The sequence below is a fragment of the Mycobacterium sp. NGS51 genome, assembly GCF_059812525.1.
Map to the genome: position 1 here is coordinate 19474 of NZ_JCALCV010000010.1, position 24774 is coordinate 44247.

Annotated in this window: 29 protein-coding genes and 2 pseudogenes; 20 read left to right on the forward strand and 11 right to left on the reverse strand. The window is 64.8% G+C overall.

The annotated features are described in order from the left end of the window. Positions 1-19 precede the first annotated feature (19 nt). Positions 20-1087, forward strand: coding sequence for an amidohydrolase family protein (locus AC5Y5W_RS13825; RefSeq protein WP_500010194.1), 1068 nt, complete (start codon positions 20-22; stop codon positions 1085-1087). Here the strand turns inward: AC5Y5W_RS13825 and AC5Y5W_RS13830 are convergent. Next, the gene (locus AC5Y5W_RS13830) at positions 1084-1866 is read right to left on the reverse strand and encodes an enoyl-CoA hydratase/isomerase family protein (protein ID WP_500010195.1); all 783 of its coding nucleotides are present in this window, start codon (positions 1864-1866) and stop codon (positions 1084-1086) included. The two genes, AC5Y5W_RS13825 and AC5Y5W_RS13830, sit on opposite strands and share 4 nt — an antisense overlap. A 17-nt stretch (positions 1867-1883) precedes the next feature. After that, positions 1884-2729 carry an alpha/beta hydrolase gene (locus AC5Y5W_RS13835; RefSeq protein WP_500010196.1) on the reverse strand — a complete coding sequence of 282 codons (846 nt, stop codon included), beginning with the start codon at positions 2727-2729 and terminating at the stop codon, positions 1884-1886. 179 nt (positions 2730-2908) lie between these two features. On the opposite strand from AC5Y5W_RS13835, the gene AC5Y5W_RS13840 reads away from it, so the two are divergent. From AC5Y5W_RS13840 to ureG, 9 genes and pseudogenes are all read left to right on the forward strand, one after another. Next, a complete protein-coding gene (locus AC5Y5W_RS13840) occupies positions 2909-3784 on the forward strand; it encodes a Rieske (2Fe-2S) protein (RefSeq protein ID WP_500010197.1) in 876 nt (291 codons plus the stop codon). 115 nt (positions 3785-3899) lie between these two features. Further along, positions 3900-4469: an XRE family transcriptional regulator gene (locus AC5Y5W_RS13845; protein ID WP_500010198.1), complete on the forward strand. Its 570-nt coding sequence runs from the start codon at positions 3900-3902 to the stop codon at positions 4467-4469. A 30-nt stretch (positions 4470-4499) separates the two neighbouring features. Next, positions 4500-4730, forward strand: a pseudogene (locus AC5Y5W_RS13850) (MBL fold metallo-hydrolase); the annotation flags it as partial. 64 nt (positions 4731-4794) lie between these two features. Further along, complete coding sequence (locus AC5Y5W_RS13855; protein ID WP_065016075.1) at positions 4795-5097, forward strand: urease subunit gamma; 303 nt, start codon at positions 4795-4797, stop codon at positions 5095-5097. A gap of 7 nt (positions 5098-5104) precedes the next feature. Then, complete coding sequence (gene ureB, locus AC5Y5W_RS13860; RefSeq protein WP_500010199.1) at positions 5105-5698, forward strand: urease subunit beta; 594 nt, start codon at positions 5105-5107, stop codon at positions 5696-5698. After that, the gene (locus AC5Y5W_RS13865) at positions 5691-7400 is read left to right on the forward strand and encodes an urease subunit alpha (RefSeq protein ID WP_500010200.1); all 1710 of its coding nucleotides are present in this window, start codon (positions 5691-5693) and stop codon (positions 7398-7400) included. Before ureB ends, AC5Y5W_RS13865 begins: the two co-directional genes overlap by 8 nt. A 2-nt stretch (positions 7401-7402) precedes the next feature. Next, complete coding sequence (locus AC5Y5W_RS13870; protein ID WP_500010201.1) at positions 7403-8068, forward strand: urease accessory protein UreF; 666 nt, start codon at positions 7403-7405, stop codon at positions 8066-8068. 19 nt (positions 8069-8087) lie between these two features. Beyond that, on the forward strand, positions 8088-8870 hold the full coding sequence (locus AC5Y5W_RS13875) for an urease accessory protein UreD (protein WP_500010202.1): 783 nt from the start codon (positions 8088-8090) through the stop codon (positions 8868-8870). Positions 8871-8897: 27 nt separating this feature from the next. Next, a complete protein-coding gene (ureG, locus tag AC5Y5W_RS13880; RefSeq protein ID WP_500010203.1) occupies positions 8898-9587 on the forward strand; it encodes an urease accessory protein UreG in 690 nt (229 codons plus the stop codon). A gap of 39 nt (positions 9588-9626) precedes the next feature. Here ureG and AC5Y5W_RS13885 read toward each other — a convergent pair whose 3' ends face one another. After that, positions 9627-10841, reverse strand: coding sequence for an acyl-CoA dehydrogenase family protein (locus AC5Y5W_RS13885; protein WP_500010204.1), 1215 nt, complete (start codon positions 10839-10841; stop codon positions 9627-9629). 72 nt (positions 10842-10913) lie between these two features. Further along, positions 10914-11582, reverse strand: coding sequence for an alpha/beta hydrolase family protein (locus AC5Y5W_RS13890; protein WP_500010205.1), 669 nt, complete (start codon positions 11580-11582; stop codon positions 10914-10916). A gap of 73 nt (positions 11583-11655) precedes the next feature. Between AC5Y5W_RS13890 and AC5Y5W_RS13895 the strand changes: the two genes are divergently transcribed. Further along, a complete protein-coding gene (locus AC5Y5W_RS13895; RefSeq protein WP_500010206.1) occupies positions 11656-12315 on the forward strand; it encodes a nitroreductase family protein in 660 nt (219 codons plus the stop codon). A 16-nt stretch (positions 12316-12331) separates the two neighbouring features. On the opposite strand, the gene AC5Y5W_RS13900 is transcribed toward AC5Y5W_RS13895, so the two are convergent. Further along, entirely contained in the window at positions 12332-12889 is a 558-nt protein-coding gene (locus tag AC5Y5W_RS13900; RefSeq protein ID WP_500010207.1) for an Rv1352/Rv1906c domain-containing protein, read from the reverse strand. A gap of 36 nt (positions 12890-12925) precedes the next feature. Then, complete coding sequence (locus tag AC5Y5W_RS13905) at positions 12926-13384, reverse strand: STAS domain-containing protein (RefSeq protein WP_500010208.1); 459 nt, start codon at positions 13382-13384, stop codon at positions 12926-12928. A gap of 138 nt (positions 13385-13522) precedes the next feature. Here AC5Y5W_RS13905 and AC5Y5W_RS13910 point away from each other — a divergent pair. Beyond that, positions 13523-13942 (forward strand): annotated as a pseudogene (locus AC5Y5W_RS13910) (nuclear transport factor 2 family protein); the annotation flags it as partial. Between the two features lie 24 nt (positions 13943-13966). On the opposite strand, the gene AC5Y5W_RS13915 reads toward AC5Y5W_RS13910, so the two are convergent. From AC5Y5W_RS13915 to AC5Y5W_RS13925, 3 genes are all read right to left on the reverse strand, one after another. Continuing rightward, positions 13967-14386, reverse strand: coding sequence for a nitroreductase family deazaflavin-dependent oxidoreductase (locus AC5Y5W_RS13915; protein ID WP_500010209.1), 420 nt, complete (start codon positions 14384-14386; stop codon positions 13967-13969). A gap of 92 nt (positions 14387-14478) precedes the next feature. Continuing rightward, complete coding sequence (gene katG / locus AC5Y5W_RS13920) at positions 14479-16719, reverse strand: catalase/peroxidase HPI (protein WP_500010210.1); 2241 nt, start codon at positions 16717-16719, stop codon at positions 14479-14481. 52 nt (positions 16720-16771) lie between these two features. After that, complete coding sequence (locus AC5Y5W_RS13925; RefSeq protein ID WP_500010333.1) at positions 16772-17173, reverse strand: Fur family transcriptional regulator; 402 nt, start codon at positions 17171-17173, stop codon at positions 16772-16774. Between the two features lie 245 nt (positions 17174-17418). On the opposite strand from AC5Y5W_RS13925, the gene AC5Y5W_RS13930 reads away from it, so the two are divergent. Together AC5Y5W_RS13930 and AC5Y5W_RS13935 are read left to right on the forward strand one after the other, a co-directional pair. After that, on the forward strand, positions 17419-18660 hold the full coding sequence (locus tag AC5Y5W_RS13930) for an acyltransferase family protein (protein WP_500010334.1): 1242 nt from the start codon (positions 17419-17421) through the stop codon (positions 18658-18660). 110 nt (positions 18661-18770) lie between these two features. Further along, positions 18771-19460, forward strand: coding sequence for an Rv0518 family GDSL lipase (locus tag AC5Y5W_RS13935; protein ID WP_500010211.1), 690 nt, complete (start codon positions 18771-18773; stop codon positions 19458-19460). A 7-nt stretch (positions 19461-19467) separates the two neighbouring features. Here the strand turns inward: AC5Y5W_RS13935 and AC5Y5W_RS13940 are convergent, their stop codons facing one another. Beyond that, positions 19468-20415: a GlxA family transcriptional regulator gene (locus AC5Y5W_RS13940; RefSeq protein ID WP_500010335.1), complete on the reverse strand. Its 948-nt coding sequence runs from the start codon at positions 20413-20415 to the stop codon at positions 19468-19470. A gap of 121 nt (positions 20416-20536) precedes the next feature. Between AC5Y5W_RS13940 and AC5Y5W_RS13945 the strand changes: the two genes are divergently transcribed. Beyond that, the gene (locus tag AC5Y5W_RS13945; RefSeq protein ID WP_500010336.1) at positions 20537-21190 is read left to right on the forward strand and encodes an HD domain-containing protein; all 654 of its coding nucleotides are present in this window, start codon (positions 20537-20539) and stop codon (positions 21188-21190) included. A gap of 21 nt (positions 21191-21211) precedes the next feature. Continuing rightward, positions 21212-21712, forward strand: coding sequence for a Dps family protein (locus tag AC5Y5W_RS13950; RefSeq protein ID WP_500010212.1), 501 nt, complete (start codon positions 21212-21214; stop codon positions 21710-21712). A 9-nt stretch (positions 21713-21721) separates the two neighbouring features. Here the strand turns inward: AC5Y5W_RS13950 and AC5Y5W_RS13955 are convergent, their stop codons facing one another. Then, on the reverse strand, positions 21722-22069 hold the full coding sequence (locus AC5Y5W_RS13955) for a hypothetical protein (protein WP_500022378.1): 348 nt from the start codon (positions 22067-22069) through the stop codon (positions 21722-21724). A gap of 15 nt (positions 22070-22084) precedes the next feature. Between AC5Y5W_RS13955 and AC5Y5W_RS13960 the strand changes: the two genes are divergently transcribed. The 4 genes from AC5Y5W_RS13960 (at position 22085) to AC5Y5W_RS13975 (ending at position 24730) form a co-directional block, all read left to right on the forward strand. Beyond that, positions 22085-22441, forward strand: a complete 357-nt coding sequence (locus AC5Y5W_RS13960; protein WP_500010214.1) for a hypothetical protein — start codon at positions 22085-22087, stop codon at positions 22439-22441. A 188-nt stretch (positions 22442-22629) separates the two neighbouring features. Next, entirely contained in the window at positions 22630-22878 is a 249-nt protein-coding gene (locus AC5Y5W_RS13965) for a hypothetical protein (protein ID WP_500010215.1), read from the forward strand. 153 nt (positions 22879-23031) lie between these two features. Next, entirely contained in the window at positions 23032-23469 is a 438-nt protein-coding gene (locus tag AC5Y5W_RS13970) for a hypothetical protein (RefSeq protein ID WP_500010216.1), read from the forward strand. A gap of 97 nt (positions 23470-23566) precedes the next feature. Beyond that, a complete protein-coding gene (locus AC5Y5W_RS13975) occupies positions 23567-24730 on the forward strand; it encodes an LLM class flavin-dependent oxidoreductase (protein WP_500010217.1) in 1164 nt (387 codons plus the stop codon). The last annotated feature ends 44 nt before the right edge of the window (positions 24731-24774 follow it).

The following is a 24774-nucleotide window of genomic DNA, read 5'->3' on the forward strand; positions in this document are numbered from 1 at the left end:
AGCGGTTACGGTTCGGGACATGCGCATCATCGACGCCGACGGCCACGTCGCCGAGAGCCCCACCCTGGCGATCGAAGCAATGAAGCGCTGGCCGCAGCACGTCACACCCAGTACCGACGGCCGCCCGAGGCTGCTGATCGAGGGCCGCCACTACCCGGAGGACCACGGTCCCGGCGCCGGTGTGCCGGTCGAGCACGGCCTCACCAGAGCGGTCGGGATCAATTGCTCCTCTGCCGACGGTGTGCTGGGCGACGCGGATCGCGATCACATCGACGCGATGGTGCTCTACCCCAGTCTCGGGCTTTGCGCCCCAACTCTGGAGGATCCCGAATTCGCCGCCGGGTTCGGACGCCTCTACAACCAATGGATCGCCGACTACTGCGAACCGACGGCCGGTCGGCTGCGCGGCGTGGCGGTCACACCGATCGAGCACGGGCAGGTCGCGATCGACATCATGCGCGAGGCGAAGGATCTGGGGCTGGCCGCCACACTGCTGCCGCCGGCACTGAAGACTCGCAACCTCGATCACCCCGACCTCGACCCGTTCTACGCCGCGGCGGTCGAACTCGAGATGCCGCTGGGCATCCACGGCGTTCCCGGCTTCCATCTACCGAAAATCGGCGTCGACCGGTTCACCAACTACATCCAGGTGCACTGCATCAGCTTTCCGTTCGACCAGATGACGGCCATGACGGCACTGGTGTCAGGCGGCGTTTTCGATCGCCACCCAGACTTGCGGGTGGCCTTCCTGGAGGCTGGCGTGGGCTGGGTGCCGTTCTTCATCGACCGGCTACACGAGCATTACGAAAAGCGCGGCGACTGGATCGAGGGTGGCTGGCAGCGGGATCCGCAGGAGTATGTCCAGGCCGGCAACATCTGGGTGACCTGTGAACCCGAGGAGCCGATTCTGCCGGGCGTCATCGATGTGCTCGGCGCCGACTTCATCATGTTCGCCAGCGATTACCCGCACTGGGACGGCGAGTGGCCGGAGAGCACCAAGCACCTACGCTCGCGTCCCGACATCAGCGACGAGGCCCGCGCCAAGATCGCCGGACTGAACGCGCAACGCTTCTATGGTTTGAACTAGCGCGATCGCCAGTTCGGCGGTCGCTTCTCCGCAAAGGCGCGCGGCCCTTCCTTGGCGTCCTCGGTCGCGAAAACACGGTCGCTGTGCCGAGTTTCGTTGTCGTATGCCGAGTGCAGGTCAAGTGCCAGCCCTTCGACGGCCGACTGTTTCGTTGCCCAGACCGCAAGCGGCGCGTTGGCAGCGATGCGCTCGGCGTAGTCATAGGCGGTATTCATCAACCGGTCGGGCGTGACGACGCGATTGATCAGACCCATCGCCACCGCACGCTCGGCGTCGACCATGTCGGCGGTCAGCAGCAACTCCATCGCCAGCGCGTAGGGCAACTGCCGCGGCAGCCGAACCGTGCTGCCGCCGCCCGCGAACAGACCCCGCTTGGGCTCCATTACCGCGAACCGCGCCTCCGGCACGGCTACGCGAATGTCGGTGCAGCTCAACATCTCGAAGCCGCCCGCAACGCAGGTGCCGTTCACCGCGGCGATGATCGGCTTGTAGACCGGGAAGCGGTGCAAGACGGCGTGGATGGCATCGTTGGCGTCCCAGCCGTCGGGCCGCGGCAGCTCACCGGTCAGCTCCGGGATGAACTTTTTGAGATCGGCTCCGGTGCAGAAGTCTCGGCCGACACCGGTGACGACGGCGACCCAGGCGTCGGCATCGTCGCGAAACGTGGCCCAGGCGTGGGCAAGGTCGCGGAAATGCGCCATGTCCAGTGAGTTACGCGTCTCGGGACGGTTGATGGTGATCGTGACGATGTGGCCGTTGGGCACATAGTCGATGCTCACCGGTCAATGGTGTCAGCTCACAACCCTCGACTGTCCAGCCATTCGTGAATTCGGTTGGCAACGACCACCCACTCGGGTTCCAGCATCATGTCGTGGCCCAAACCGGGGATGATCTCTGCTTCGGTGCGATAAGCGCGCGCCAGTGCGCGTACGTCGTCGACGATGAAACAACCGTCATCTTCGGCGCCCACGACGAGCAGCGGCGTGGTCACCCGCTTGGGCCTGGGCGGATTTAACAGCAACCCGTCGAATATGGCTCGTTGGCTTTCTTCCACCAGCCGTGTCGCGTAACCCACCACGTGGGAGTCGGCAGTCTGCGCTGAGAACAACAGTTCACGCGCACGGTCAGGAGTGTTGACAAACGGCAACGATTTGCCGAGGAGCAGGGCTTGCGTCAAGAGCCACGGGTGTCGTCGCGCCAGCCGGAACATTAAACCGTACGTACCCCGTGGGGACATGGGGGCGACCAGGACGCCGGCCGGCGCGGAGAATGATTCCAGATACTTCTGCACCACATAACCGCCCATCGAATGGCCGATGACCACCGGCCGGGTCGGCAAGTCGTCGGCGACCGAACGGACATCGTCGACATAGTCTGCGCACGAACAACTGCGCAGCGGTGTGGCCGCCGGGCTCTTTCCGTGGCCGCGAAGGCTGACCGCGAGGGCCCGAAAGCCCTTGTCCGCGAAGAAGTCCAAGAAGTACTCGTCCCAGCACCACGCGCCATGCCAGGCGCCGTGCACGAACAGCAGCGGCACCGGATGCGCGGGCGTGCAAACACCCTTGTCGATCACTTCCAGTTTGTCTGCGCTGCGCACGTTGGACTGGTACAACGAGCCCGTCTCGAACCCCTCCGGAATCATCGGTTCATGCCCTTTCGCGCGGTTGACGTGACAACGGCTGTGCGCAGTCTCGGGCGCGAAGCAGACGGGCACCTAGAGTAGGCGACTACTCGATTTCTGGCGGACGCGCTCAGAAGGGCGTGTAGAGCCAGCAGCAGCCGGGTACTGCAGGGGGATCGCCGCTCAAGGGAGGTCCCGCCGTGTCCGTCTCCACGCCAGGCCGACCGCTGATCGATGCGCTCGAGCGCACCAGCGTCCTCGACGTTCCGGCACAGTGGATCGCCAAAAAGGCCCGCGGGTTGCTGAGCGCCGAACCGCTCAAAGACGCGATCAGCGGAACGTGGCTAGGTCACCCGGCGCACCCGCCGATGACCGACCTGGTGATCGGATCATTCCTGTCGGCATCCCTGCTGGATCTGTTCGCCCCACGCGCGGGCGCCCGAGCGGCGCAGCGGTTGATCACAATCGGCATTGCAGCAGCGGTACCCACCGCGGTCACCGGGCTCAGCGACTGGGCCGACACCGAGCTGTCCGACGAGGGCGTCCGCCGGGTCGGGTTGATCCATGCCGAAGCGAACTCCGTCGCGCTGCTGCTCTACGGCGCGTCGTTGATGGCCCGTCGACGGGGAGCCCGGATTCGGGGCGCATTCCTGGCACTGGCCGGGGCAGGGGTGCTCGGCGGCAGCGGCTACCTGGGTGGGCACATGGCCTACGTACGCGGTGTCGGCGTCAACCAGACCGCCTTTAATCCCGGTCCTGAGGACTGGACGGCGGTCGATTCAGGCGCGGATCTGGCTGATGGGCAACCGCATTCCGCCGACGTCGACGACACGCCGGTCCTGCTGGTTCGTCGCGACGGACGCATCTATGCCATCCACGACCGTTGCAGCCATCGCGGCTGCCCGCTCAGCGAGGGCGACCTCGACGGCCACGTCATCACCTGCTCCTGCCACGGCTCGCGGTTCGACATCCGCGACGGCACCTTGCTGCAGGGGCCGGCGATCGTCAGCCAGCCGGCACTGGAGGTGCGCGAAAACGACGGCCGGCTCGAGGTCCGCAGAGTTTCGCGCGGCTAACAGCCGACGAGACCAGCCCAGCCTGCAGCACCGCTATTGTTATGCGCCTCTTACCGATACTCTCTTCGGTGCAGTCGAAGCGACGAAAGCTGAACCAGCACAGAATTGAGGGGCCATGGGCGAATTCGATCCGAATGAAGGCGAAGCGCAAGTCATTGTCAGTCTCGCCGAGGCGGCCATGCACATGTACGGGGCCGCCATTGATTCGCTGCCGTTCCCCGAAGACAAGAAGTTCCAGAAACGGGCCGAAGTGGTTCTTTCCGGTCTGCGTAAACTCCGCGCGGCACTGAGTAACGCGGCAACACAGAGCCGATCCACCTCCACCGTCATCGTGGCGCTCAGCGACGTCCGGCGACGCTATGACGACCTGATGGAGCGCGCTGCCGCCGCCCCCGGATCGACACTGGGCCAGCAGCTCTACACCGCGCGCATCCGCGCCAAGTTGTCGGCGGCAGAGGCGGCCAACGGAGTGGGCCTTCGGGCCGAGTTGCCCGACGAACTCGAGGCCGGCGCCATTCCGACCGAGGAAGAGGTGGTCAAAGTCCACCAGCTGATCGCCGCGCTTCGCGAGGTGACCAGCTCGGAAGACCTCGCCCAGCCGGCCGAGCCGCATGCCAACGGTTGGGATGATGCGGCGGCCACCAACGGCGCAGAGCATGAGCCCGAGGCAGCAGCAGCGCCCTGACCAATCGATTGATTGAACCCAGGTGATGCGGGTAGTCGATTGCCGGCCGGCCCCCGACTGCCCGGTCTGACGGTGACCATGGACGGACGCCAAGGCACTGAGGTGGTTGACCGGCTGAAGCTGCCCAAGGTGGCTCCGATTCACTTCGACGACTACACGGTATTCGCTTCGCCTCTTTCGGATTTCATCGACGAAATGAAGCAACGCGGACCGGCCGACCGCATCGTCGAGGTGGGCCGCGGCGAGTCCGTCACCGTCTGACACCAGACCGACCCCGCTCGACGTGGCGTTTTGGCGGTCGTCGGAACGGGTAAAGCACTTCGTCATGCTGCTGACACTCAGGGAGCAGGAACGCCTGCTGATTCACGTCGCAGCCGAAGTGGCATTGAAACGGCGCAAGCGTGGCCTCAAGCTCAACCTGCCGGAAGCCACCGCGGTGATCACTCAGTTTTTGCTCGAGGGCGCTCGCGACGGGCGCACAAAGGCCGATTTGCAGGATGCCGCGCGCAGTGTGCTCAAGCGCGAAGATGTCATGGACGGCGTGCCGGAGATGCTCCAGCAACTCCATTTGGAAGCAACCTTTCCCGACGGCACCAAATTGATCACCGTTCCCGAGCCGATTCATTGAGGACACGATGAGCCGCTTCACCGACAAGATCAAAGACACCGTCACCAACCAGATGCAACGGGCCCTGGCCGCCGGGAAGGGGCAAGGGGTCGCGACCAAAGCGGTTGCCGCCGGCCAACGGATACTTGCGCGCACTCCGATTCTGGACAGAGTCGTTGAGACTGTGGATCGGCATGCCCCGCCGCCAAGCCGCAAGCGTCCGGGCACCGGCAAGACGGTTCCGTTGGGGTCGGGCAAAGGCGGCGCGATCGCCCTCGTGCAGCCTGGGGCGGACTCCAGCATGAAACCTGGTGCGCCCGGTTGCATCATCTTCGGCCGTGAGCCGGTGCCGATCAACGTCGGATGCGAGGTGACCACGATCAAAGTGGTCAACACGGGCGATCGCCCGATCTCGGTCGGGTCGCACTATCACTTCGCCGAGGTCAACCCCGCACTCGAGTTCGATCGCAAGGCGGCGTGGGGTAAACGGCAGAACATCATCTCCAGCGGTATGACCCGCTTCGATCCCGGCGTCACCCAGGAAATCGAGCTGATTCCCTTCGGCGGCAGGCGAATTGCCGCCGGCTTCCGCAACGAATGCGGGGGAGCGCTGGATGGCTGAAGTTCCCCGGCCGCTCTATGAGTCAATGCTCGGCCCCACCGCAGGGGACCGGCTTCGCCTGGCCGATACCGATCTGTTCATCGAAATCGAAGAAGACCGCTGCGTCGGCGGCAACGAGGTCGTCTTCGGTGGCGGCAAATCCGGCAGGGAGTCTCAGGGCCAATCGCACACACCGCGTTCGCAGGGCACTCCCGACCTGGTGATCACCAACGTGGTGATTCTGGACCACTGGGGGATCATCAAGGCCGACGTCGGCGTTCGCGACGGCCGCTTCACCGCGATCGGCAAGTCGGGCAACCCCGACATCATGGATGATGTCCATCCTGACCTGGTCATCGGTCCGTCCACCGAAATCATGAACGGCACCGGCATGATCATGACGGCCGGCGCAATCGATACCCATGTGCACACCGTTTCCCCCGACATGTGCTTGGTCGGGCTGCAGGCCGGGATCACCACGTTTGTCGGCGGCGGCAGCGGACCCACCGACGGATCCAAGGCGACCCTGGCCACCCCGGGTGCCTGGTGGCTGGCACGGATGTTCGAGGGCTTCGACCCGTGGCCGGTCAATGTGGCGTTCCTGGGTCGCGGCACCACAATCTCGGAAGAGTCGCTGTGGGAACAGCTGCGCGCCGGGGCGGCCGGCTTCAAGGTCCACGAAGACTGGGGAGCCACCCCGGCCGTGATCGACGCTGCACTGCGCGTCGCCGACGACGCCGGCGTGCAGGTGGCCATCCACAGTGACACCCTCAACGAGACTGGGTTCGTCGAGACACTCATCGAAACGGTGGCTGGACGGTCTTTTCACAGTTTCCACACCGAGGGCGCTGGTGGCGGACACGCGCCCGACATCATTCGGCTCGCCGGCGAATCCAACGCGCTGCCGTCGTCGACGACACCGACCCGCCCGTTCACCGTCAACACCGTCGACGAGCAACTCGACATGGTCCTCGTCGCGCATCAACTCAACCCAAAGATCCCCGCGGAGTTGCAGTTCGCCGAGAGTCGGGTACGCGCCGGCACCATCGCCGCCGAAGACATTTTGCAAGACATTGGCGCGATCTCCGCGATGCAGTCGGACGCCCAAGCCATGGGACGGCTCGGCGAGACGGTGTTGCGTACCTGGCAGACGGCGCACGCGATGAAACAGCTACGCGGCCCGCTGTCGCCAAATGAGTTGGCCGACAACGATCGCGCCCGCCGCTACGTCGCCAAGACCACCATCTGTCCGGCGGTGATCCATGGCCTCGATGACGAGATCGGGTCGATCGCGCCGGGCAAGCTGGCGGACTTCGTGTTGTGGACACCCGCGCTGTTCGGGGTCAAGCCGACCGTGGTGTTCAAGGGTGGAATGGCGGCGATGGCATTGCTCGGCGACCCGAGCGCATCGGTGCCGACACCTCAGCCGGTGTTGCCGCGGTTGGGTTACAACGCCCATACCCGCGCTGCGGCGGCCACCAGCGTCGCGTTCGTCGCGCCGGCCGCGCTGGAGGACGGCCTGGCAGACCGGCTGAACATCGACCGAAAACTGGTGCCGGTCAAGAACATGCGCGACCTGTCCAAAGCCGACCTGCCCCTCAACGATGCCTTGCCGGCAATCGAGGTCAACCCCAACACGTTTGAGGTCCGCATCGACGGCCAACCGGCCAACCACTCGCCGCTCAGCGAACTGCCGATGACCCGGCGCTACTTTCTCTATTGATCATGCCGACGAATTCCGCGGCGCTTTTGCTGCTGGCCGACGGCCGGTTCCCGTCCGGGGGATACGCGCATTCCGGCGGCGTGGAACCGAGCATTCTGGCCGGACGCGCACACGACATTTCGAGTCTGGAAGCATTCTTGCGCGGTCGTGCCGCGACCTCAGGTGTGGTGGCCGCCGCCTTCGCCGCGGCGGCCTGCGCGACTACCGACTCCAGCCGCCTGCGAGGACTGGATCTCGAACTCGATGCCCGCTTACCGTCGCCGGCGGTGCGCGCAGTTTCGCGCGCCCTCGGCCGTCAACTGGCCCGGGCCGTCCATCGCGTCCGACCGCATTCCGGGCTCGACGGACTCGACGACAATACGCATCAACCCATCGTGATCGGCGTTGCCGCAACACTGTTCGCGCTGGATCCGCGCCAGGCCGGATTGTGGACGCTGCACGAAAATGTGGTCGGTCCGGCCACCGCGGCGGTGCGGCTGCTGAGCCTCGACCCATTCCACGTGCATGCCATTTTGGCAAACCTCACCGGGCTGCTTAACGATTTAGCCGATCAGGCAATCCACTACGTCGACGCCCCGGTGGCCGACTTACCGGCGGCCAATGCGCCGCTGCTTGACATCGCCGCGGAACACCATGCTCGAGAGGCGGTGCGGCTGTTTGCTTCTTGACCGGTATCACTGCCGCGGCATGGTTGCCCACGCTCGCCTCGCCACCGCACGCGACGCGAGCGGCAGCTTCGTCTCCGAATTATGTTGCGAGGCACCATTGAGCCTTCGACTCACCATGCCGAAGGCTCGCGAGCAGTGCGCGAGCGAAAACCCTGATGCGGTTTACGTCTGTATCGCCGCCGCAGCCGCCGGGCCGGTTGGCGGCGATCAACTTAGCCTCAGCGTCGACGTCGGCGCGCACAGCGCGCTGGTCCTGGCAGATGTCTCGTCGACGGTACTGCTGCCCGGACCAGGTGGCGAACAATCAGTTATGGCAATCGATATCCGCGTCGCCGACGGCGCCACGCTGATCTGGCTGCCCGAACCGATCATCGCCGCAGCAGGGTGTCATCACCGCCACGACGTGCGCGTCGAACTCGAAGCGGGCGCCCGACTGCTGATGCGCGAGGAGTTGCTGCTCGGTCGTCACGGCGAACGTGCAGGCGACGTCCGCCAAAGTATTCGAGTACGGCGCGACGGTGCACCGCTCTATCACCAGCAACTGGGCGTCGGCCCAGCCTCGGCCGGCTGGGACACGCCTGCCGTGGTCGGTGAGCATCGAACCCTCGGCTCGATGCTCGTCGTCGATCCCGCGTGGGTGGATGATCTTCCGCCGGGCGGTCCGCTGGCAGATACCCTCGCGATCCTGCCGCTCGCCGGGCCGGCCGTGGTGGTCACGGCATTGGCAGCCGACACCCTGGAACTGCGGCGCGGTCTTAATCAGGCGCTTTCCCGGCTGATTTCCTGGGCTCAGCCGGGCTAACTGAGGTCATGACAGAAGGAGGCCTTCATGGTTGATACAGAGCAGTCGACGCGGTCCTTGCGGCTTGGCGTGGCAGGGCCGGTGGGAACGGGCAAGAGCTCCATCATTGCCACGTTGTGCCGGAACATGGCCGCGGAGTTCAACATCGGAGTGATCACCAACGACATCTACACCGATGAAGATGCGCGGTTCCTGCGCGCTGCCGGAGTGCTGCCCGCCGAACGGATTCGCGCCGTCGAGACCGGCGCCTGCCCGCACACCGCGATCCGCGATGACATCACAATGAACCTCATCGCAATCGAAGACCTGGAGGAAGACTATGCCCCACTGGATCTCGTGTTGATCGAGAGCGGCGGCGACAATCTCACCGCTACCTTCTCGCCGGGCCTCGTCGATGCGCAGATCTTTGTCCTCGACGTCGCCGGAGGCGGAGACGTCGCTCGCAAAGGCGGCCCGGGCATTGCCCGCGCCGATCTGCTGGTGATCAACAAGACCGATCTGGCACCGCACGTCGACGTCGACGTCGACCGGATGGTCGCCGACGCCATGGCCGCCCGTGCCGGATCACCAGTGCTTGCCCTGTCCAAAACGCGCCAGGACACCATCGATGCGCTGTGTGCGTGGGTGCGCAAGATCCACGCCGCCCACAGCAGCGGCAACCACACACCGGTGGATCCCGGCGCGATGGCCCCCCATGTTCATACCGTCGGTGACTAGCCCCGGACCAACCGAAAGCCCGACGCTGGCCCGACGAAGTCAGCGGATGGTCAGTCCGGTTAGTGCCCTGCCGATGACGAGCCGTTGAATCTCGCTGGTGCCTTCAAAAATAGTGAAAATCTTGGCATCTCGATGCATGCGCTCGACGGGATAGTCCCGCGTATAGCCGTTGCCGCCGAGAATCTGGATTGCCTCATCGGTGACATACACCGCGGTTTCACTGGCGAACAGTTTGGCCATCGATCCTTCGGCCGAGGTGAACTGCTGATCGTTCCGTTGCATCCAGCCGGCCCGCCAGACCAGCAGCCGGGAGGCGTCGATGCGGCTCTTCATGTCCGCCAGCTTGAACGCGATGGCCTGGAATTCGGCAATCTTCCGCCCGAACTGCTCGCGTTGACACGAGTAATCCAACGCGTATTCGTAGGCAGCGCGGGCAATGCCCAGTGCCATCGCACCGACCACGGGCCGGGTGCGTTCGAACGTCATCATCGCCGCCTGGCTGGACGTCCGTTCGCCCGCCCGGATTTTGGCGAGTCGACGCTCGAAACGCTCCCTGCCACCCAGAATCAGTTCGCCGGGGAGGCGAACGTCGTCGAGCACCACCTCGGCGGTGTGCGATGCGCGAATACCGTGCTTTTTGAACTTCTGTCCCTGCGTCAGACCTTTGGTCCCAGGCGGCACAATGAAAGTCGCCTGGCCGCGAGTGCCCAGGTCCGGATCCACCGACGCCACCACCACATGCACGTTGGCGATGCCGCCGTTGGTGGCCCACGTCTTGGTTCCGTTCAGCACCCATTCGTCGGTGGCCTCGTCGTACTTTGCCCGGGTGCGCACCGCCCCGACGTCCGAGCCGGCGCCGGGTTCAGATGAGCAGAAGGCTGCGAGTTTCGGGTCGTCCGGGGTACCGAACATCTGCGGCAGCCACTCGCCGAGTTGCTCGGGAGTGCCGTTGGCCGCCAATGCGGCCGCGGCAAGTCCCGTGGCCAGGATGGACAGTGCTATCCCGGCGTCGCCCCAAAACATTTCCTCGAACACCACCGGCAGACCCAGCCCGCTGGGTTCGCCCGCCATCTGCGCGAAGAGGTCGGGCGTGTACAGCCCGACCTTGGCGGCTTCTTGAATGATCGGCCACGGCGTTTCTTCACGCTCGTCCCATTCAGCCGCCGCCGGCCGGATGACGGACTCGGAGAACTCGTGCACCCAGTCCCGGACGTGGGCGACTTCCTCGGGCAACTTCAATGAGAATGCGTCCATAACTGCTCCTGTCAGCCGTGCCTGCGTAGCGGCGCCATGAGCACAGTAAACACTTGTATACTGATCTTCAAATCATGGGTCGGCGGCGATGCGGGCAGCCACGTCGGCTGCGATGCTCAAGGTGGCGCCATCTTCGGCAGCTGAGTAGCGGTCGGCGACCGCGTCGTACGTTGCGCCGGCGATCGAGCCGTGGTCGGCACCGAGCTCAACCAACTCCACCGGCCAGCCGTTCTGGTCGAGCGCCGACGCAAATTCCCGGCTCCATGCGACCGGAACGGCGTCGTCGGCAACGCCGTGGAGCAGCGTGAATGGCGTGCGATGCTCCGCATCGTGCAGCCTCGCAGTCGGAAGCTGCCCTGATATCGGGTCCGGTGCCATGAAGGCTCCGGCCAAACACACGGTATGAGCGAACCGGAGACCGTACTGGCTTGCCTGCGTCGTCAGCCCCGCCGCTGCCGCACCGCCCAACGACCAACCGACCAGCACCAGCTTGTCGGGGTCCTCGGCGTGCTCCCGCGCGAAATCCACCGATCGCAACAGATCCTCGCGCCCACCGTCGTCAGCGTGGGAATTCCAATCGGGCGCGACAACGGCCAGCCCGTGGCCGGCCACCAGCTCGGCGAGCGGCCGCACGGCGGTGCGGGCGTTGCTCTGCTGACCGTGCCACAGCAGCACGGTTCGTGGTGCCGGCTCACCGACCAGGTCGACCAGCCGACCGGGGGCATATTCAACGGTCTGCATACCGCAAGTGTGCCCGAGCGACGCGGGTTGTAACGCAGTAGGTTTTGCGGTGAACATGCCGGGAAGGAGCCCCATGAGCGCGGCAAGCAGTGATGTCTGGGAGGTGCTGTCGACCGCTCGGACAATCCGGCGGTTCACCAATGAGCCGGTTGATGACGTCACGCTCACTCGATGCCTGCAAGCTGCCACCTGGGCGCCTTCGGGTGCCAATGCGCAGGGCTGGCGGTTCATTGTTTTGCAATCACCGGAACAACGGACCGTCGTTGCCAAAGCCGCCGCCCAGGCGCTGGCGGTCATCGAGCCGGTCTACGGCATGACCCGGCCGGCCGACGACGACCACAGCAGGCAAGCCCGTACACACCGCGCAACGTACGAATTGCACGATCGGGCAGGAGAATTCACGTCAGTCTTGTTCGCCCAGCAGCATTATCCAACGGCCTCGGAACTCCTGCTTGGCGGCTCGATCTTCCCGGCAATGCAGAACTTCCTGCTGGCTGCGCGGTCCCAAGGGCTCGGTGCGTGCCTTACCAGCTGGGCTTCCTATGGCGGTGAGCAATTGCTGCGCGACGCGGTGGGCGTACCCGCGGATTGGATGCTGGCCGGACACGTGGTAGTCGGTTGGCCCAAGGGCCGGCATGGACCGGTCCGCCGCCGGCCACTCGGCGAAAAGGTGAACCTCGATCGCTGGGACCTGCCGGCGGACCAACTGCTCGGCGAAGCCGGCACCGGCTAGGACGTGAACGGGGTGGTCACGGCGTGGGCGGTTGCTCGTTGCGATGCTGCTCGACTATCCCGTTCAGAATGCCCAACTGCAGCTTGGCTTCCGCCATCGACTTGCCCGGATCGACGGTTGCCGAGTCGTTCTTCTGCCACGGCTGACAGCCGTCCGTCTTGAAAGATTTGTCGGTCGGCTGGATCTCCACGACCTGCGGCTTCTTGGTCATCGCATTGTCAAGGATCTCTTTGCCCTCGATGCCACCGACCCGCTTCCAGTAACACGTGGTCTTTGCGGTGGGGCCGGCCGAGGTATAAATCCCCGGGACGATGTCGGTTCCGACCGCATAGGTGCCGTCGGCGTCGATGATCGTCTTGGGTTGTCCCGCCGCCGCCTGCGGCGCGGGTGCGGTCTGCCCCGGCGCAGGTGCGGTCCGCGCCGGCGCAGGTGCGGTCTGCCCGGGCCCCGGCGCCGGCCCGGGAGTATGCGGGGCAGGAGGAGCCGGGGGATCGGCGCTCGCCACTCCGGAGAACGCACCCAAGCCGGCACAAAGCAGCGTCGCCGCGGCGATTGCTAGTGGCTTCGACCTCATGAGAAGCAGCATACGGGTAACTGGCGTACCGGGTAGTTAGGCCGTCTTAGTCAGTAGCGGCATCAGCATCCGGCGGCGTGCCGAGATCGCGTCGGCGAAGTAGTGCAGCGCCTCAGGCACAGAACCGACGACGGGGAACATGTCCTCGTCACCGGTGACGCCCAGCAGACGGCTGACTGCGGGGCTGGCGATCAGTACCCACTCCACTCCCGCGGCGCGGCAGTCTTCGTCGATGCGGTACAGGAGGCGAATACCCTGGGCTCCCAGGCAATCGACGCCACTCATGTCCAGGACAATGGGCTGGTCCGGCAGAACGAAATGCCTGCTGTACTCGCTGACCCGGTCGATGTTCAGCGCATCGATTGCCCCACTGATCGTGACCACGGTCGCCAGGTGGCGCCACTGGGCCCTGACATGGGCACCGCCGCAGTCGAAGGTGGCAGTCGCGCGGCGCGGGCTGGCGAACAAAGCTGCGGTGTCGATCGACTCGGTCACGTCGGCCTCATTTCTCGATCACGTTGCTGACATTGCGGGTCAGGGTTTACCTCAACCTGCTCACGACGGTAATTGGCTACTCTAAGGTCACCGGGAGCAGCGTTTAATACTTTGCTAAGAAACAATTTTGGAGCGTGCATGGACACCCAGCGGATCAGCGATGAACTCGAGATCGCCGCACTGCTCAGCCGATACGCACGCGCGGTCGACACCAGGGACTGGGACTTGTACCGGTCGGTATTCACCGACGACGCGCACATCGACTATTCATCGGCCGGAGCCCTCGCCGGGTCGCGCGACGACGTCGCCGAGTGGCTGGCGCAGGGTTTTGCCGCGATCCCGATGAGCATGCACTACATCACCAACATCGAAGCCGATATCCACCGCGATACCGCGCAGGTGCGAGCGATGTTCTACAACCCGATGCAGCTCCCGGGTATGACCGATTTGAGCTACTGCGGCGGCTATTACTACCACGAGCTGGTGCGCACCGCCGACGGTTGGCGCAGCCGAAGCCTTCGCGAGGACAACGTCTGGTTCGTCAATTCACCGGCCGGCCAGCCGTCGCCGGCGAGCCGAGCTTTATACCTTCCGCAACTCGAAAATGGGGATGACGCGGTCCGTCTTGGATTGGTAGTCGCCGAAGCCCGGTGCCGCCGTCACCACGTGCCGAAACGCTGCGTCGCGTTCGTCGCGCGCCATCTCGCGGGCCTCGACGTCGTAGGACTCGGTGCCGATCTCGATGTGCGCCCGCGGATGGGCGCGCAAGTTGTGCACCCACGCGGGGTCGACGTCGGCTCCGGCATAGGAACCGACAACGCTCAACGTGCCGTCGATGCGGAAGTACATCACCGGATTGATCCGGGTCTTGCCCGACTTTGCGCCGGTCGTGTGCAGCAGGAGCAACGTCGCGCCCTCGAACGGTCCACCGACCCTGCCGCCGTTGGCGCGAAATTCGTCGACAATCGCAGGGTTCATCGAAACATCGGGACGATCAGCCATGAATACCGCACTCCTCCAGTCGCTTTCGGACGCACGGCACCCCGCAGTCCGTGTTGGGCTGCGGGGTGCCGATGCGCTGTTGTCAACGTTGATCAAACGAGGTCGAACCGGTCCTGGTTCATCACCTTGACCCACGCCGCGACGAAGTCCTGCACGAACTTTCCCTGGTTGTCGTCCTGGGCGTAGACCTCGACCAATCCACGCAGCACCGAATTCGAGCCGAAAACAAGGTCATTCGCGGTCGCGGTCCACTTGACCTTCCCGGTGGCGCGGTCACGAACCTCGTAGACGTTCTCCGCCGACCCGGATGCCTTCCACTCATTACCCATGTCCACCACGCTGACGAAGAAGTCGTTGGTCAACGTGCCCGGCTTGTCGGTGAACACACCGTGCTCGCTGCCGCCGTGGTTGGCCCCCAGAGCACGCAGCCCGCCGACAAGCACCGTCATCTCTGGAGCCGTCACACCCAGTAGGTAGGCTCGCTCCACCAGCAGCTGCTCCAGCGGAGCTTTTTCGCCGGGACGGATGTAGTTGCGGAACCCGTCGGCGCGCGGCTCGAGCACCGCGAAGGACTCCACGTCGGTGCTCTCCTGCGACGCGTCGGTCCGGCCCGGCGCGAACGGCACCGAGACTTCATAGCCGGCGTCCTTGGCCGCCTTCTCCACCCCCGCAGAACCGGCCAACACGATCAGGTCAGCAAGCGAGATCTTCTTGCCGCCGGACGCCGAGCCGTTGAAGTCCTGCTGGATCTGCTCGAGAACCGGCAGCACCTTGTCCAACTCCGCGGGCTCGTTGACCTCCCAGTTCTTCTGTGGTTCGAGGCGCAGCCGTGCCCCGTTGGCGCCACCCCGCTTGTCGGTGTTGCGATAGCTGGACGCCGCCGACCACGCCGTCTTGACCAGCTGGGGAACCGACAGACCGGAATCGAGCACCTTTTTCTTCAGCGCCGCGACGTCCTTGTCGTCGACCAGCTTGTGGTCCACCGCCGGAACCGGGTCCTGCCACAGCTGCGGCTCGCCGATCCACGGGCCCAGGTAGCGGCTGATCGGTCCCATGTCGCGGTGCAGCAGCTTGTACCAGGCCTTGGCGAAGGCGTCCGCCAGCTCTTCGGGGTGGTCGAGCCAGCGCCGGGTGATGTCGGCATAGATCGGTGACTCCCGCATCGAGAGGTCGGTGACCAGCATCGTCGGAGCGCGCCCCTTACCGCCGAACGGGTCGGGAATCGTGCCCGCGCCGGCGCCGTCCTTGGCGGTGAACTGCCAGGCTCCGGCGGGGCTCTTGGTCAGCTCCCACTCGTAGCCGTACAGGGTCTCCAGGTAACTGTTGTCCCACTTGGTCGGTGTCGGCGTCCAGACCACTTCGAGGCCGCTGGTGATGGCGTCCTTGCCCGAACCGCTGGCGTAGGAGCTCTTCCAGCCCAGTCCCTGTTGTTCGATCGGGGCACCTTCCGGTTCGGGACCGACCAGATCGGCGTCGCCGGCGCCGTGGGTCTTGCCGAAGGTGTGGCCGCCGACGATGAGTGCGGCGGTTTCTTCGTCGTTCATCGCCATCCGGCCGAACGTCTCGCGGATGTCGATCGCCGCGGCGATCGGATCGGGCTTGCCCTCGGGGCCTTCCGGGTTGACGTAGATCAGGCCCATGGTCGTCGCCCCGTAGGGCTGCGCGAGGTCACGCTTACCGGAGTAGCGCTTGTCGGTGCCCAACCATTCGTCCTCTTCACCCCAGAGGATTTCCTCGGGCTCCCAGACATCTTCGCGACCGAAGGCGAAACCGAAGGTCTTGAACCCCATCGACTCCATGGCCACGTTGCCGGCCAAGACAATCAGGTCCGCCCAGGAGATCTTGTTGCCGTACTTCTTCTTGATCGGCCAGAGCAGCCGGCGGGCCTTGTCCAGGCTCGCGTTGTCGGGCCAGCTGTTGAGCGGGGCGAAGCGTTGCATACCCTGGCCGCCTCCGCCGCGGCCGTCGTGAGTGCGGTAGGTGCCCGCGGAATGCCAGCTCATCCGGATGAACAGGCCGCCGTAGTGGCCGTAGTCGGCGGGCCACCAATCCTGCGAGGTGGTCATCATCGAGATCATGTCGGCCTTGAGCGCGTCGACGTCGAGCTTGGCGAATTCCGCGGCGTAGTCGAAGTCCTCGCCGAGCGGGTTGGCCTGAGGTGAGTGCGGATGCAACTTCGAGACATCCACCTGGTTGGGCCACCAGTCCCGGTTCGTCAAAGGAGCATTCGCCTTTGGTTTGGGCGAAGGGATCGCCGGGCTTTCGCTCTCGCTAGTGCTAGCCGTCTTGGTGTCTGGGTGCGGCGGACGGCTTTGAGATGTATCGGATGACACAATATTCCTTCCATATGGTGGTGAATCGGGCTGTGATCACGGCTGTGATCCTTCAATCTGCAGTCGAGCAGTCGGGGCATTGACCCCAATAGATGACCTCGGCCTCGTCGAGGGTGAAGCCTTCGAGAAAGCCACTGTCGTCAGCGGGTGCCAAACAGGGTGCCTCGCCAACGGCGCAGTCGACGTCGGCGATGGCCCCACACGATCGGCAGACCACGTGATGGTGGTTGTCAGCGACCCGAGACTCGTAGCGCGCGACGAAGCCGGACGGCTGAATGCGCCGCACCAGACCGACGGTGGTCAGCGCGTGCAAAACGTCGTACACGGCTTGCCGGGAGACCGTGGGCAGGCCGGACCGCACGGCCGAGAAAATCGTGTCGGTGTCGGCGTGCGGGTGTTCGTGCACCGCCTCCAGCACCGCGACGCGAGGACGTGTGACGCGTAGATCGGCCATCCGCAGTTGCTCCGCGAGCTCTGCCGTCGAGGACACGCAAGCAATATGACCCCTTTTTCTGGAATGAGTCAATAGTTTGGTTGGCCGTGTCGCGCCTGAGTTTTCCGCAGCCACACCGCCTTGCCGACAGGCCATTGGGGGGCTTGCACTGGTACCCTCCGAACGCTGCCGCGTGAAGGCGGCCCGCACGGCCAATCGACGCAGTGGCGCGACCGAAACAGCAGTGGCTTCCCGGAAAGAGTGTTGTGCGCAGCGGAGACATCAAGGCCCTTACCGGTCTTCGCATCATCGCCGCCGTTTGGGTAGTGCTGTTCCATTTCCGGCCGCTGTTGCGAGATGCGGCACCTGGCTTCAGCGACGCAATGGCTCCGGTCCTCAACTGCGGCGCCCAGGGCGTCGACCTGTTCTTCATCCTCAGCGGCTTTGTGCTGACCTGGAACTACCTCGATCGGATGGGCTGGTCATGGTCCACCCGCGCCACCCTCAATTTCCTCTGGCTGCGACTGGCCCGGGTGTGGCCGGTCTACCTGGTCACCTTGCACCTGGCCGCAGCGTGGCTGATCTTCACGCTGCACGTCGGCCATGTGCCGTCGGAGGCGGTGAATCAGCTCACCGCGGTCAGCTATGTGCGCCAAGTCCTGCTGGTGCAGCTGTGGTTTCAGCCGTTCTTCGACGGATCGAGCTGGGATGGTCCGGCGTGGTCGATCAGCGCTGAGTGGCTGGCCTACCTGATGTTCGGTGCGTTGATATTGGTGATCTTCCGCATGGCGCATGCGACGAGAGCACGAAACCTGATCTGGCTGGCGTTCGGCGCATCGCTGCCGCCGGTGCTGCTGTTGTTGGCCAGCGGCCAGTTCTATACGCCGTGGAGCTGGCTGCCCCGCATTGTCATGCAATTCACGGCGGGCGCACTGGTTGCCGCCGCTGTGATCAGGTTGCGCCCGACCGATCGTGCACGCCGCGGCGCCGGCTACCTTTCCGGCTTGCTGATCGCGGCGATCGTCGGGCTGTTGTACCTGCTCGACGCCTACCCGGTGCCCGGGGTCATCGACAGCGGCGGGCTGGTCGACATTTTGTTCGTGCCGCTGGTGATGACGCTGGCGATGGGCGCCGGCAGTCTGCCGGGTCTGCTGTCGGTCCGGGCGATGGTTTATGGCGGTCAAATCTCGTTTTGCCTGTACATGGTGCATGAACTGGTGCACACGGCCTGGATATGGGCCACCCAGCAGTTTGAGCTCACCTTGCACGGCTATGGCGGAAAACTGACCGTCATCGGTCTGCTCGTGCTCGCCACGGGTATCGCCGCGGTGCTGTTTCACTTCGTGGAGGAGCCGGCTCGGCGGTGGATGCGCAGGATGATCGACGTGGGGGAGCCGAGCGCTGGAACGCGAGTCGACCTACGTGCCGACCCGGCGAAGGCGCGGCTCCAACCAGTCGGCGGCCCGAGGGAAGAGCACAGCGCCCCGCTTTCGGTACGCGCGGGCTAGGAGTCATTGCTGCTGGATGCCGAACGGTTTCGCGGCCACCCGGGCCGCAATTTTCTGCGTTTGCTCGTACGATGCCGCTAAGACGGCGTTTGTGAACAGTGGAGGTAGCAGTGGGTCGTCTGACCTCGTTGGTCGTCGCACTCGCATTCGCGTTCGGCATTCTCACTGCACCGGGCGCGCCGCCGCGCTACCAGACACGCAGTATCGGTTCGCCGGTGAACCACGTCGCGGTGATCGGCGATTCCTACACCAACGGAACCGACGAGGGCGGCCTTGGCTCCAAGGCATGGACCGCTCGCACCTGGCTAACACTTGGTCGCCAGGGTCTGCAGGTCGCTCCCGACGTGGCATCCGAAGGCCGAGCGGGCTATGGCGTGCCCGGCGACCATGGCAGCCTTTTTCGGGATCTCACCGCCCGGGCCGTCCACCCCAATGATGTGCTGGTGGTGTTCTTCGGGTCCCGCAATGACCAGGGTGTCAACTCCGAGTTGTTGGCCCAATTGACCCGTGACGCTTTCGATAGGGCCCGCCACATCGCACCGTCCGCAAAACTTTTGGTGATCGGGCCGCCGTGGCCGACGACCGACCCGCCCGACGGAGTACTGGAAGTGCGCGACGTGGTCGCCGACCAGGCGCGAGCCGTCGGGGCGACATTCGTGGACCCAATCAACGACCACTGGTTCGTTGACAGACCCGATCTGATCGGCGCCGACGGTGTACACCCCACCGACGCCGGGCACGCCTACATGGCGGACAAGATTGCCCCGTTGATCCGCGCCCAACTGCCCAAGCGCAAGTGACCTGCGGTCAACCGCGGGATGCGGTACGAAATCTGTCCCGGTAGGCCTTCGGTGACACGCCGAGGTGGGTGACGAATGCTCGCCTGAGCGTTTCGGTGCTGCCAAAGCCTGCCCAGTGCGCGGCGTCGGTGATACTGCGGCCGGCATCGAGTGCGCCGCGGGCAGCGTCAATTCGAACCATTTCGACGTAGCGGGCCGGCGTCGTGCCGAGTTCGGACTGAAACAGTCTGGTCAGCTGCCGGGTGCTCAAGGATGCCCGTGCCGCAAGGGCTTTCATGCTGTGGTCGGCGGCCGGGTCGGCTGCGATCGCATCGGTGACCGGGCGCAGCGCCGATTGCGGCGGTGGGTCCGCTTCGACCAACACCGAGAATTGTGATTGGCCGCCCGCCCGTTTGAGGTAGACCACCAACCACCGAGCCACGTCGCGAACCAGCTCGGTGCCGTGATCCAATTCGACTAACGCCAGCGCAAGGTCGATGCCCGAGGAGATCCCGGCCGACGTGAAGACGTCACCGTCGCGGACGAAAATCGCATCTGGCTCAACGGTGACATCAGGAAAGGCGCGGGCGAGCAGCCGGATATCTCGCCAGTGCGTGGTGGCACGCCGGCCGCTGAGCAGACCGGCCTGGGCCAAGATGAAAGACCCGGTGCAAATGGACGCCAGCCGCCGCGTCCGGCTCGACATTGATCTGACGGCGTCGACGAGCGTGGGATCGACGGCTCGCCTGGCCAGGTCGTCGCTGCCGGCGACCATGACGGTGTCGGCCGAATCGATCGACGAAACGCTGTCCGTGACGCCCAACCGGGTCCCGATGGAGGTCGTCACGTCGCGTCCGTCCACCGATGCGATCTTGAGCCGGTAGTCGGCCCCGAACCGGTTGGCTTCGGCAAAGACTTCGGCCGCGCCCGCGACATCCAACAGCGTCACCTCGTCGAAGACGACGATCACCACCACCCGCGAATTGGCTTCGTTCACAGACCTCATTGTGTCGCTTTTTGTGGGAAGCACGGCTCAATGGCCACGGTCGGAATAGCCATCAAGCAGGCAAACTGGCTGCACCCAACCAAGGAGGTTCATCGTGGACACTCAGTCGATCGAACGAATTGCCGGCATCGCGATCCCCGATACCGCCCTGGTACGCGACGCCACCGACTTCATTCGCGATGCCGAAGACGACGTGCTGTTCGACCATTCCCGGCGGGTGTTCCTCTTCGGGGCGCTACAGGGTCGCCGTCGGGGGATACAGCCCGATCTGGAATTGCTTTACGTCGCCGCGATGTTCCATGACCTCGGCCTAACCGCGCGCTACCGTTCTTCCACTCTGCGCTTCGAGGTAGACGGCGCGAATGCAGCACGCGACTTTTTACTGCAGCACGGCGTCGATGAAAGCGATGCTCGCACAGTATGGCTGAGCATCGCATTACACACCACGCCCGGTGTGACTGAATTCCTCGAACCCGAAATCGCTTTGGTCACCGCGGGCGTCGAAACCGACGTGGTCGGCATCGGTCGGGATGATCTTTCACCTGAGGCGCTGGCGGCCGTCACCGCCGCACACCCGCGGCCCGATTTCAAGCGCCGCATCCTGGCCGCTTTCACCGACGGCATGAAGGACCGCCCTCGCACCACCTTCGGCACCATGAACGCCGACGTCCTCGAACACTACGACGAGTCGTTCGTCCGCGACGATCTGGTCGAGATGATCCTCAACAACACCTGGCCCGAATAACGCAACGAAAGGGAATCCACGATGACAACTTCGCTGTCAGCCAACCGTCGAAACGTCCACGAGGTACGGGCATTCCAAGCTCCGGCGAGCTTGCTGGAAGATCTGCAGAAGGTACTCGTCGACTTGATCGAGTTGCATCTACAAGGCAAGCAAGCGCACTGGAACCTGGTTGGGACAAACTTCCGAGACCTGCATCTGCAACTCGACACCATCGTCGACACCGCCCGCGAAGCCAGCGACACGATTGCTGAGCGCATGCGGGCCCTCGACGCCGTCCCGGACGGCCGCTCCGACACGGTGGTGGCGACAACGACTATTCCCGTCGCAACGCCCGGCCTACTGAGCAGCGCGGAAGCGGTCGAGATGATAGCCAGCCGGATTTATGCCGCCGTCGACACCATGCGCAGCGTGCATGACGGCGTCGACGCCGCGGATCCCTCGACCGCTGACTTGCTGCACGCGGTCATCGATGCGCTGGAAAAGCACGCGTGGATGCTCAAGTCGGAAATCCACACCCCCTGAGCGAGGGTGCTAGAAGGGGCGCAGCAGCTGGCCGAGGCGGTCAAGCGCCGTCGGATAGTCCGGCTCTGGCGGTGTTCCGTAACCGAGCACGAGACCTTCTGCGCGACATGGATGTTGGGGATGCCAAAACGGCGCCAACCCGGTAAGGGCAACGCGTTGCTTGCGGGCGGCGGCCAGGACATCGGTCTCCGAAACCCCTTCAGGCAGCGTTACGACGGCATGAAGACCCGCAGCAACGCCATGCACCGGTATCGCAGGCGCATAGCGTTCGACGGTGGCGATCAACGCGTCCCGGCGGTGCCGATAGCGCCGCCGCATCCGGCGAATGTGCCGGTCGAGAGCCCCCGACTCGATCAATTCTGCGAACGCTAATTGAGCCAGGATGTCGGTGCCGCGATCGGCGAGGCGATCGACAACACGCTGACCGACCTGGCGGCACTAAGCGCTCGCGGCAGCAGACTCATCGTCGACTACATCGATGCCGACGTCGTCAACGCAAAGACCCCGTGGAAAAGCGCACGCCGGGTGGCCCGGGCAGTCGCGCGTCGCGGCGAACCGTACCGAAGCGGCTTCACCGAAGCCGGTCTGGAGGCGCTGCTGGCCGCCCATGGCTTCGCTCGTCGCGGACACGAGACTGTCTCCACGCTTTTGCAGCGCTATGACCCGGCGCATCTGAGCAGGCTGGCCGGTGACGACTGGCTCGCGATTGCGTCCGCCGAAAAGACCTGAGTGGCAGTTTGTTTCACGGCACAGGAGACGCATGACAAGCAAATCCACGACTACTGCTGCAGATAATGCAGCAGCCTTCGTGCAGAGATTTCGGGAGGTGTGGGCGGCATCCAGCGTCGAACGACTGGATGCCTTGACGCACCCGGATGTCTGCTACATCCAAACCCTGCATCCCGACGTGCACGGTCGTGAAGCGCCTGGTGGCCGCAACCGACGACATCATCGTCAACGAGTGGCGCGGTGGACCAGAAGGGCGTCGCGACGGTTGCGGCATCGAGATCTGGCGTTTCGACTGTCACGGCAAAGTACTCGACCAGCGCCTCTACGGCTACCTCAAAGTAAGGTCTGCAGTACATCCGATACAGGCCTTGCAACTGTTGTTGGGTTCGCCGGGCATGGCGCTGGCGATTGGGTGGGCGAGACTACGCCGACACTGATTGTGCAGCGGCGCGAATTGCCTTGAGCGCTATGGGCTGCCCGGATGCGGTTGCCGGCCGCTGACGACACAGGTTTTGCGGTAACACATCCTGGGTACAAACACGCGAGTTTTTGAAGTGGCAGTGCGCAGCTGAGATGAAAGTGAGGGTCTGATGAAATCCCAACCTAGGATCGCGATCGCACTCGTCGGCGGTGCGGCCATGCTTTCGTTCGCGGTCGGATGTGGCGGGGGCGAAAAAGGCGGTCCGACGACGACCACCACGACCACCACGACGACTACGACCAGCGTGGCGCCCGCACCGCCCCCTGGCGAACCGGGCGGCGGCGGCGGCCCCGGCGGCGGCGGTGGCGGTGTCCCCGGCGGACCGGGCGGCGGCGGCGGACCGGGCGGCGGCGGCGGCGGTATTCCTGGCGGGCCAAGCGGCGGCGGCGGCCCCGGCGGCGGCGGCGGCCAAATTCCCGGTGGGCCAAGCGGCGGTGGCGGCCCCGGCGGCGGTTGGGGCCAGATCCCCGGTGGACCTAGCGGCGGCGGCGGACCCGGTGGTGGCGGCGGCTGTGTGCCCGGCGTGGGCTGCGGCGGGTACCCGTGATCGCACGCCGCAAGTGAATTGAGCTACCGGCGAAACGTCCCCTTGCATTGGACGCTCGGTCTAAGGTTCGGGCAACTCCACTGCAAGGGGACTCGTCATGGCCAAGCTGAGGTTTGGATACTTCATCGCACCGTTTCACCGCGCCGGCACCAACCCGACCCTGGCATTGCAGCGCGACCTGGAGTTCGTAGAACATCTCGACGCCCTTGGGTTTGACGAAGTATGGCTCGGCGAACACCACTCGGCGGGCAGCGAGATCATCAGCTCGCCGGAAATCTTCATCGCCGCCGCCGCGCAACGGGCGAAACGGATCCGGTTCGGCACCGGTGTCATCTCGCTGGCGTATCACAACCCGCTGTGGGTCGCCGACCGGCTGATGCTGCTCGATCACCTCACGCACGGCCGGGTGATCGGCGGAATGGGGCCGGGCTCGCTGCCCACCGATTCGGCGATGATCGGACTCAATCCGACCGACACCCGCGAGCTGCTGGAGACCAACCTCGACATCGTCGTACGCCTGCTGGCGGGGGAGACAGTGACGGCAAAAACCGCGACCCACGAGTTGTTCGATGCCCGGTTGCAGTTAGCGCCGTACTCCGATGGCGGGATACCACTGGCCGTGGCTGCGGTCGCCTCACCCACCGGCGCGCGGCTGGCCGGCAAACACGGCATCGGCCTGCTGTCGATCGGTGCGACGCTGACAATCGAAGGCTTCGACGCGCTCGCCTATCACTGGGGCATCGTCGAAGAGCGTGCCGCGGCCTTCGGCACTCGCGTCGACCGCACCAACTGGAGCCTCGTTGGGCCGATGCATATCGCCGAGACCGACGAGCAGGCCCGCGCCGACGTGAAATTCGGTATCGAGCCGTGGTTTCACTACTTCCAGAAGGTGGCGGCCTTCCCGCAGATGACCATGCCGGGGGATCGGCTCGACGAGATGATCGACATGATCAACGACAACGGAGCCGGCGTGATCGGCACGCCCGAGCGGGCGCGCGCGCAGGTGCAGCGGCTGTGGGATCAGTCCGGCGGCTTCGGCTGCATGCTGCAGATGGGCCACGAATGGGCGAACCCGGCGGCGACCAAGCGGTCCGCCGAACTGTTCGCCGCTGAGGTGATGCCCCACTTCCAAGGCCAGGCGCAACCGACAATTGACGCCGCTGCGCGGGCCACCGAAGTGCGAGATGACCTCGCGCAGACCCAACTTCAGGCCATCGACCACATGACCAAGAAATATCAGGGCGAAATCGGTTCCGGCTAACCGGCTTTCAAATCCGCGGCCATCGGCGGCGACCCGCTGCGCCG